The sequence below is a fragment of the Streptomyces sp. AB3(2024) genome (assembly GCF_041862025.1).
GTDB lineage: Bacteria > Actinomycetota > Actinomycetes > Streptomycetales > Streptomycetaceae > Streptomyces.
In genome coordinates this window covers 1-6,819 of the sequence record NZ_JBGWAB010000231.1, presented here as the reverse complement: position 1 = coordinate 6,819, position 6,819 = coordinate 1, and the positions used below count along the sequence as shown (strand labels likewise).

General features: G+C 68.4%; 3 protein-coding genes and 2 pseudogenes. 2 read left to right on the top strand and 3 right to left on the bottom strand.

Annotated elements, in window-relative coordinates; genetic code table 11:
• Positions 1-883: 883 nt before the first annotated feature.
• Positions 884-1,873, top strand: a complete 990-nt coding sequence (locus tag ACEPPI_RS39275; RefSeq protein WP_373920043.1) for a PHP domain-containing protein — start codon at positions 884-886, stop codon at positions 1,871-1,873.
• A gap of 392 nt (positions 1,874-2,265) precedes the next feature.
• Here the strand turns inward: ACEPPI_RS39275 and ACEPPI_RS39270 are convergent, their stop codons facing one another.
• The 3 genes and pseudogenes from ACEPPI_RS39270 to ACEPPI_RS39260 form a co-directional block, all read right to left on the bottom strand.
• Entirely contained in the window at positions 2,266-4,245 is a 1,980-nt protein-coding gene (locus ACEPPI_RS39270) for a hypothetical protein (protein WP_373920042.1), read from the bottom strand.
• Between the two features lie 191 nt (positions 4,246-4,436).
• Positions 4,437-4,745, bottom strand: a pseudogene (locus tag ACEPPI_RS39265) (integrase core domain-containing protein); the annotation flags it as partial.
• A 4-nt stretch (positions 4,746-4,749) separates the two neighbouring features.
• On the bottom strand, positions 4,750-5,901 hold the full coding sequence (locus tag ACEPPI_RS39260) for an IS30 family transposase (RefSeq protein ID WP_373920041.1): 1,152 nt from the start codon (positions 5,899-5,901) through the stop codon (positions 4,750-4,752).
• On the opposite strand from ACEPPI_RS39260, the pseudogene ACEPPI_RS39255 reads away from it, so the two are divergent.
• Positions 5,861-6,019, top strand: a pseudogene (locus tag ACEPPI_RS39255) (transposase); the annotation flags it as partial. The gene ACEPPI_RS39260 and the pseudogene ACEPPI_RS39255 overlap by 41 nt on opposite strands.
• Between the last annotated feature and the right edge of the window lie 800 nt (positions 6,020-6,819).

The window sequence follows — 6,819 nt, the reverse complement described above, 5'->3', positions numbered from 1 at the left end:
CCCCCCCCCCCCCCCCCCCCCCCCCCCCCCCCCCCCCCCCCCCCCCCCCCCCCCCCCCCCCCCCCCCCCCCCCCCCCCCCCCCCCCCCCCCCCCCCCCCCCCCCCCCCCACACCCATAGGCGTGCACTCCGGCACTCTGCACAGTTGGGTGTCGCGGTGGCGGCGCAACGGATCGGCGTCGTCCGACCGGGCGGCCGATGCTGCGCCGGGCCGACGGATGCGCGGGCGACCAGGGCTTTGAAGTCTCGGCAAGATCATGCCGGGCTGTTCCGCTCGATCCGCTGCGATCCGTAAAATGCCTGGTCAGGTATATGCATCGTGTCATGAGTCAGTGTGGCAGGCGCGAACGGTGGGGTGACCTACTGTCCGGTGCAATTGCGGACCCAGAGGGCGGGCCACCTGCGGCGCCGGGCCGACCAGGCGCCGTCGGGAACATCACCGGTACCAGCTCAGCGCCGCCCCCGTCGGCGCCGACGCCCGGTTCGCCGTCGCCACCGACGACAGCACAGTCCTGCTGACGTCCCGTCACGGCGACGGCACCGGGGCCGCCCCCGAGTACCTCGACCTCACCGCCTTCCCCGGCAACCACACCAGCACCATGATCAACGCCTCCCTCTGACCACCGCACCGTCGAGGGAAGCCCCGGCGGGGAGGGGCTGGCCCTCCCCGCCGGAGCCCCGACCGCCTGAACCGGCGACCAAGGCTGACACCAGCCCCCGGAGGCGAGAGAAGAAGCCCGCCACAGGCGCAGCCGCAACACCATCGCCCGCCCAAACACCACCCACGAAACCAAGGACAGGAGCCCTTGGGAGATGATCTCCAGCAACGTGGGAAGTGATACCCGGTCAACCAAGCCTTCCCGCAGGTCGACGAATTACGTCGGTTGGCCAGTTCGGGCCCCGGCTGCTGGTGGAGGTCTCGCAGCGCGTCAAACGATGACCCAGCTGCTTCGTCAGCAGGAACTGCACCATCGGCCGGCGCGTCCCCTAGAACGGCGGTACTTCCCGGGCGCCACTTCCAACGAGAGGGTCGGCTCTTGCTCCCACCAGACAGCCACGTTCACAGCCAATGGTCATGGGATGCGCTGACCGGCTCGATGGAGCAGACTTGCGTGCGCGCGGTCGAGCTGGGCCTGCCATCTCTGGCGTTCACCGAGCACGCCGACTTCACCCCATGGACGCTGCAGGGTAAAGACAGCGAGCACATCCCCACCCAGTGGCAACCGCTGGTCACCGGCCACGTGTTGACCCCTCCCGAACTCGATCTCAACGGCTACCTGGAGTGCCTTAAGCGGTGCCGGGAGCGCTTCCCGACCCTGCACATCAGCTCCGGCATCGAACTCAGCGAGCCGCACTGGCACGACGACCGCGCCTCGCAACTCCTCGCCCTGGGAGAATTCGACCGCGTCCTGGCCTCCGTGCATTCCGTGGCGGTCGCTGACGGATTGACCGAAGTCTCCGGGGCCTACCGCCACCGCCCGCCCGCCGAAGTCGTGCGCGAGTACCTAGCTGAGACCATCTGCATGATCGAGCAGTTCGACGCTTTCGAAGTACTGGCTCACATTGACTACCCCGTACGCCACTGGCCAACGGACGCCGCCCCATACGAGCCCCACGCATTCGAGGACGACTACCGCAACGTGCTCCGGGCACTCGCCACCGCCGGCAAGGCTCTGGAGGTGAACACCAAGGTCCCCCTGCATCCCCAGATCGTGCAATGGTGGCGCCAAGAAGGAGGCGAGGCCATCACCTTCGGCAGTGACGCGCACGATCCGGCTGCCCTCGCCAACGGTTTCACGGACGCCGCCGCGATGGCGGAAGCCGGTGGATTCCGACCCGGACGACACCCGCACGACTTCTGGAGACGAGGCTGACGCGGGCCCACCTGACCGGCCAATCCCGACCTACTGGCGGATGCTCTTAGCCACGTAGTTGGCCCGACTGGCCCAGTAGCGCGCTGGGCTTTGTCCAGGGCCTGGCCCAAACAGTGCCGTCCGCGCGACCGTGGCGCCACCACAGCGACCCGAGCGGGCCGTGCTCGTGAAGTCCTCGGGGGCTTCGACCGCCGCCAGCTGGTTCGTGGGCTGCTGACCGACGGACCGCGCGAAGTCGACCGGACATGAGTACTGGCCCGGGCCTGAGTCTGGCGCACATTGGAGAGCGCCAGGCGCAGCCGGGTTCTACGTCAAGAACCGCAGCCACCTCGAGCGTCCGGGCGCAGCGCCGGCAATCCGGGGTGGCAGAAATGGGCCGTCCGCGGCGGCTCTCAGGTGCGGTGGCACATCACGTACAACTGCCCGTCGTGCTCGGCTGCGGCCATCTCGCGCATGGGGCTGATCCCGAGCAGTGCGCCGCCGGTCCACATGTCCTGTGAGGCGAGGTAGTGCGATGAGTTGATGCGGTTGTCGCTCATGCGTCGGAAGAGCTCCAGGCCGCCGCTGTGGCCTAGCAGCGTGGGGCTGACCGGGCTCGGGTGGGTGACGCCCTCGGCCGCCCTCCACTCGGCTCCGCCGGAGGAGGTGCTGTAGTACAGATTGCTGTCGGTGCCGCGCGCGGCCCGCCACAGCTTCCCGTCGTAGCCGACGGCCATGGTTGCGGGGCTGTCGACGATCCATACCAGGTTGTCCCTGTAGGCGCTGCTCCAGGTGCTGCCGTCATGGGTGTTGAGGTACAGCTTGCCTTCGACCCCGACATGGGTCAGCCACAGCCGTCCTTGGTACTCGCCCGCCAGGGCCGGGGCGAGGCGCGTTTCGTAGCCGCTGAACCGGGTGCGTGCGCTCCAGGTCGTGCCGTCGAAGGTGAACCAGCCCAGGGTGCCGTCCGTCCCGGCATGGGCGCACCACAGTTTGCCTCGGAAGACGGCGAGGGAACAGGCGATGTCGGAGTACTCGCGGTTGACCTGGCGGGGTGCGCTCCAGACGCCGTTGTCCAGGTAGGCCCACATCAGGGCCTTGTCGCTGGGCCGGTTGAACAGGACGTGGAGCTTGTTCTGGTAGCTGGCCAGGGCCGGTGGGGTGATGGACTGCCAGTCCAGGGTGATCGGCGCTCCGTAGCTGCCGCCTGCGCGCACGGTGTACTCCAGGCTGCCCGCGGGGAAGGGGATCTTCTGGGGGCTGGCGTACTTGACTTTCAGGGTGTGGTGGCCGATGCCGTTGAAGTGCCAGTCCACAGTGCCGCGGTCGGCGAGGAGCGCGAGATCGTAGCGGTCCAGGTAGAAGGGGCGGGAGCAGGACAGGTCGTCCTCGTTGCGCAGGTAGGTCATCAGGATGACCCCGAGGGTGTTGATGTCCGCCATCCAGCCCGCGAGGTCGCCACCGGGCAGGTTGGAGCCCACCTGGTACGCGGGGTTGTCGAAGATGAAGTCGGACAGTTCGCGCAGTTTGGCGTGCAGGGCGTCGTACCAGTCGCTGTTGCTCTGGTCGGCTTCGAAGCAGAAGAGCTGCAGGATCAGCCAGTCGCCGACCTGGCCCTCGAAGAGGGTGCGGTTGGCGGCGCTGAAGGTGTGGGTCTGGCCCTTTTGGACCTTCCCAAACTCCTGCGAGTGGAAGCTGGGGCCGGCGGCCTGGTCGCTGCCGGAGGAGGCGCACCAGTAGATCTCGTCCTTGCCGCCACCCTGGTCGCCCACCACCCGGAGCACGTGGAAGCTCTCCGCCTCCAGCTTGATGGGGAACGGCTGGGCCGTCGCGAGTTCGCCGGCCGTCTCGGACGAAGTGTCCCCGGCGGCGGCCGCGGCCTGGCTGCCGGTGCGGCCCAGCACCACGACGCCACCGCCGTAGTCCTGCAGGGACTCGATGAAGACCGGGCTGTCGATCTGGGCACCCGAGGCGACGAGCGCCCGGTCCACCACCGTCACGTTCGGCTGCGCCAGCCTCTCGCGCACCATGGCCGGGCCGTCGGACCGAAGATCGGCCCAGTCGTACCCCGAGGTCACCGGACGCGACGTCACGGACTCCGGAAGCAGTAGCGGATCCGTCGGGTACGTCACGGCGAAGCGGTACAGCGCCCCGATGGCCTTGATGTCGTCATCGGAGAGCTCGGTGCGCATCAGCGCCAGCAGCCGGCCCTCCAGGTCGGTGGCCGGCTCGCCCTTCCAGAACCGCCCGGCGGCGTGCAGCGCCACCGCCGTCAGCAGGTTCGACCTCGTCGGCCCCTGCTCCTGCCCCTGCACGCCATACGGCGCCAGCGGCGACCTCCGCTTGCCCGTCAGCACGTCCCGCAGCCGCTCCAGCCGCTGCTCGGACGTCATCCCCGCACCTGCCGCCACGTCATGTCCTCTCAGTGGAAAGCCGCCCGTCACGGGGCCGATCACCCCGCCACTGCGGACAGTAGGTGCATGAACCCACCAACCCGACGACAAGACACAGACCAGTCACGGAGAAGACCGAAACACATATTGAACCGTTCCGACTTTCCTGCCGGTGGTTTGTTGGCCGGTGATCAGTCGGCTCCTGGTTCTGTGTCAGCGTAGTGGGCTGCCTCGAACTCGGTGGGGCTGATCAGGCCCAGACTTGAGTGCAGGCGGCGGTCGTTGTACCACTCGACCCATGAGGCGGTGGCGTACTCGACGTCCGAGACCGTTCTCCAGGGACCGTCGTGGAAGACCTTGGTGCGTATGCACTCGGCCTTGTAGAGGCCGTTGATCGTCTCCATCAGCGCGTTGTCATACGCGTCCCCGACGCTGCCGATCGAGGGGCGAATCCCTTCGATGCTCAAGTGCTCGGTGAAGCGCACACTCGTATATTGGGCGAGTTCAACCAGTCGTTGCAACACCGGGCTGTTGCAGCGAGCGTAGCTGCTCTTCGAAGACCTCGGTCGGCGTCCTCCAGCCGAGCACTTTGCGGGGCCGGTTGTTGACCGCCATGGCGACGGCTTCGAGGTCTGTGGACGACCAGCGGGAGAGATCAGTGCCCTTCGGGAAGTACTGACGCAGCAGCCCGTTCGTGTTCTCGTTCGTCGGTCGTTGCCAGGGCGAGTGCGGATCGGCGAAGAACACCTTCGTCCCGGTATCGAGGGCGAACTGGGCGTGGCCGGAGAGTTCCTTCCCACGGTCCCAGGTGAGGGTCTTGCGTAGCTGCTCGGGCAGCCGCGTCATCGACGTGGTGAGCGCTTTGTTCATCGCGATTGCGCCATAGCCGCCGAGCGAGGGGCCGTTCTTCACGGGCGGATTCTCGCCCCAGCCCTCGAGCCGGGGCAGGTGCACCAGGAGCGTGGAGCGGCTGCGGCGTTCGACGAGCGTGCCGATCGCGGAGCGGCCCGTCCCGGTGATCAAATCGCCTTCCCAGTGCCCGGGGACCGCGCGGTCCCCGGCCTCGGCGGGGCGTTCGCTGAGGACGACGTCCGCGGTGACATGCCCCTTTGCTTTGTTCTGCGACCGTGCGCGGGGAGTCCGCAGGGCCCGGCCGGTGCGCAGACACGTGACCAGTTCCCGCTTGAGCGCGCCACGGCTCTCGATGAACAGCGCCTGGTAGATCGCTTCATGGCTGATGCGCATGGACTCATCATCGGGGAAGTCGACACGGACCCGGTGCGAGATCTGCTCCGGACTCCATGCCGTCGCCCACCGCCTGTCCTGCCGATGCGGCTTGTTCAGCCCCTTCCACGCCTTCGTCTCCGGCCCGCTGACAATCGTGCCGCCGGGGCGGCGGACACTGCCGGCGAGCCGTTCCTGCACGTACTCACGCAGCCTCTCGTTGCCTGCGAGCTTCGCGGTCTTCGGCCGCTTCGCCGTCTGCTGGGCCTTCCATTGCGCCACCAGGGCCCGGTAGACCGGCTTGCCGCTCCGGGTCGCCGCGTTGCGGCGCAGTTCGCGTGAGATCGTGCCCGGGTTGCGGCCGAGCCTGCGGGCGATCTCGCGCACGCCGCAGCGACTGAGCCGCCACCGCTGGACCATCGAACGCACCATGGCCTGGCTCGCCGGCTGCCGCCGACTCCACCGCCGCTACGAACGCAAAGCCGACCACTTCCTCGCCTTCACCAGCATGGCCTGCACCCTCATCTGCTACCGCAGACTCACCAAATGAGATGACGTCTTAGGGGGCTCGGCGACGACATCGAACCGGTCAGTCGCGAGCTGGTTGCCGCCGATCTCGCCTTGCGGGCGATCGACGCTGCCGAGGAGGCCGGGATCTCCGTAGCCCTTCTGGCGGAATTGGGCAGCAGGCCAGCGGCCTGACCGCTCACGGCGTCCCTGCTGCTACCAGTGCAGCAGGGACGCCCAGCCGGGCCCGGTCGGGGATGTGAAAGCCTTCCGATTCCCCGTTTCCGGTTGGTCGTCATGTCTCGTCTTCGCTGGCCCTGCCCGAATCCCGGGCGACCCAGCCCTCCCGGAGGCTGCGGCGGATCCCCTCGGGCCGGTCGGCCTGTTCAGGTCGGAACCGCCCACAGATCCTTCAGCGCCTGGTTCGCGAGGGCAGACAGCAGTTGATCGGCGATGTGACGCCACCGTCGGGGAGCCGGGTCGTGGACCGGCCGGGCTGACGGCAGGTCGGAGTATCGGGTCAGGATGCTGTATGGCCGTGGTCCCGCCTCGCCCAGCAGCCGGGCCGACACTGGGGCGAAGCGGCGGCGGACGAGTTCGGCGAGCGGGTTCTCCTCGGGGGCGTAGCGCCGCCAGGCCTCGCGCTCGCGGTCGCCGTGGACGCAGACCCTCCATCCGTGGACTCCAGGCTGCTCGACCCGGGCGATCCCACCGGCCGGCTGTCGGGCTTCGCCCCCCCGTTACCTTTTTTGTGGCTCCGCAATGGGGCTACCGGCCTTCGGGTCCGGCATGACTTCCCCCCCTTGTTGCGGTTGATGATCCGGGGGGTGGTGTCACCGGGCC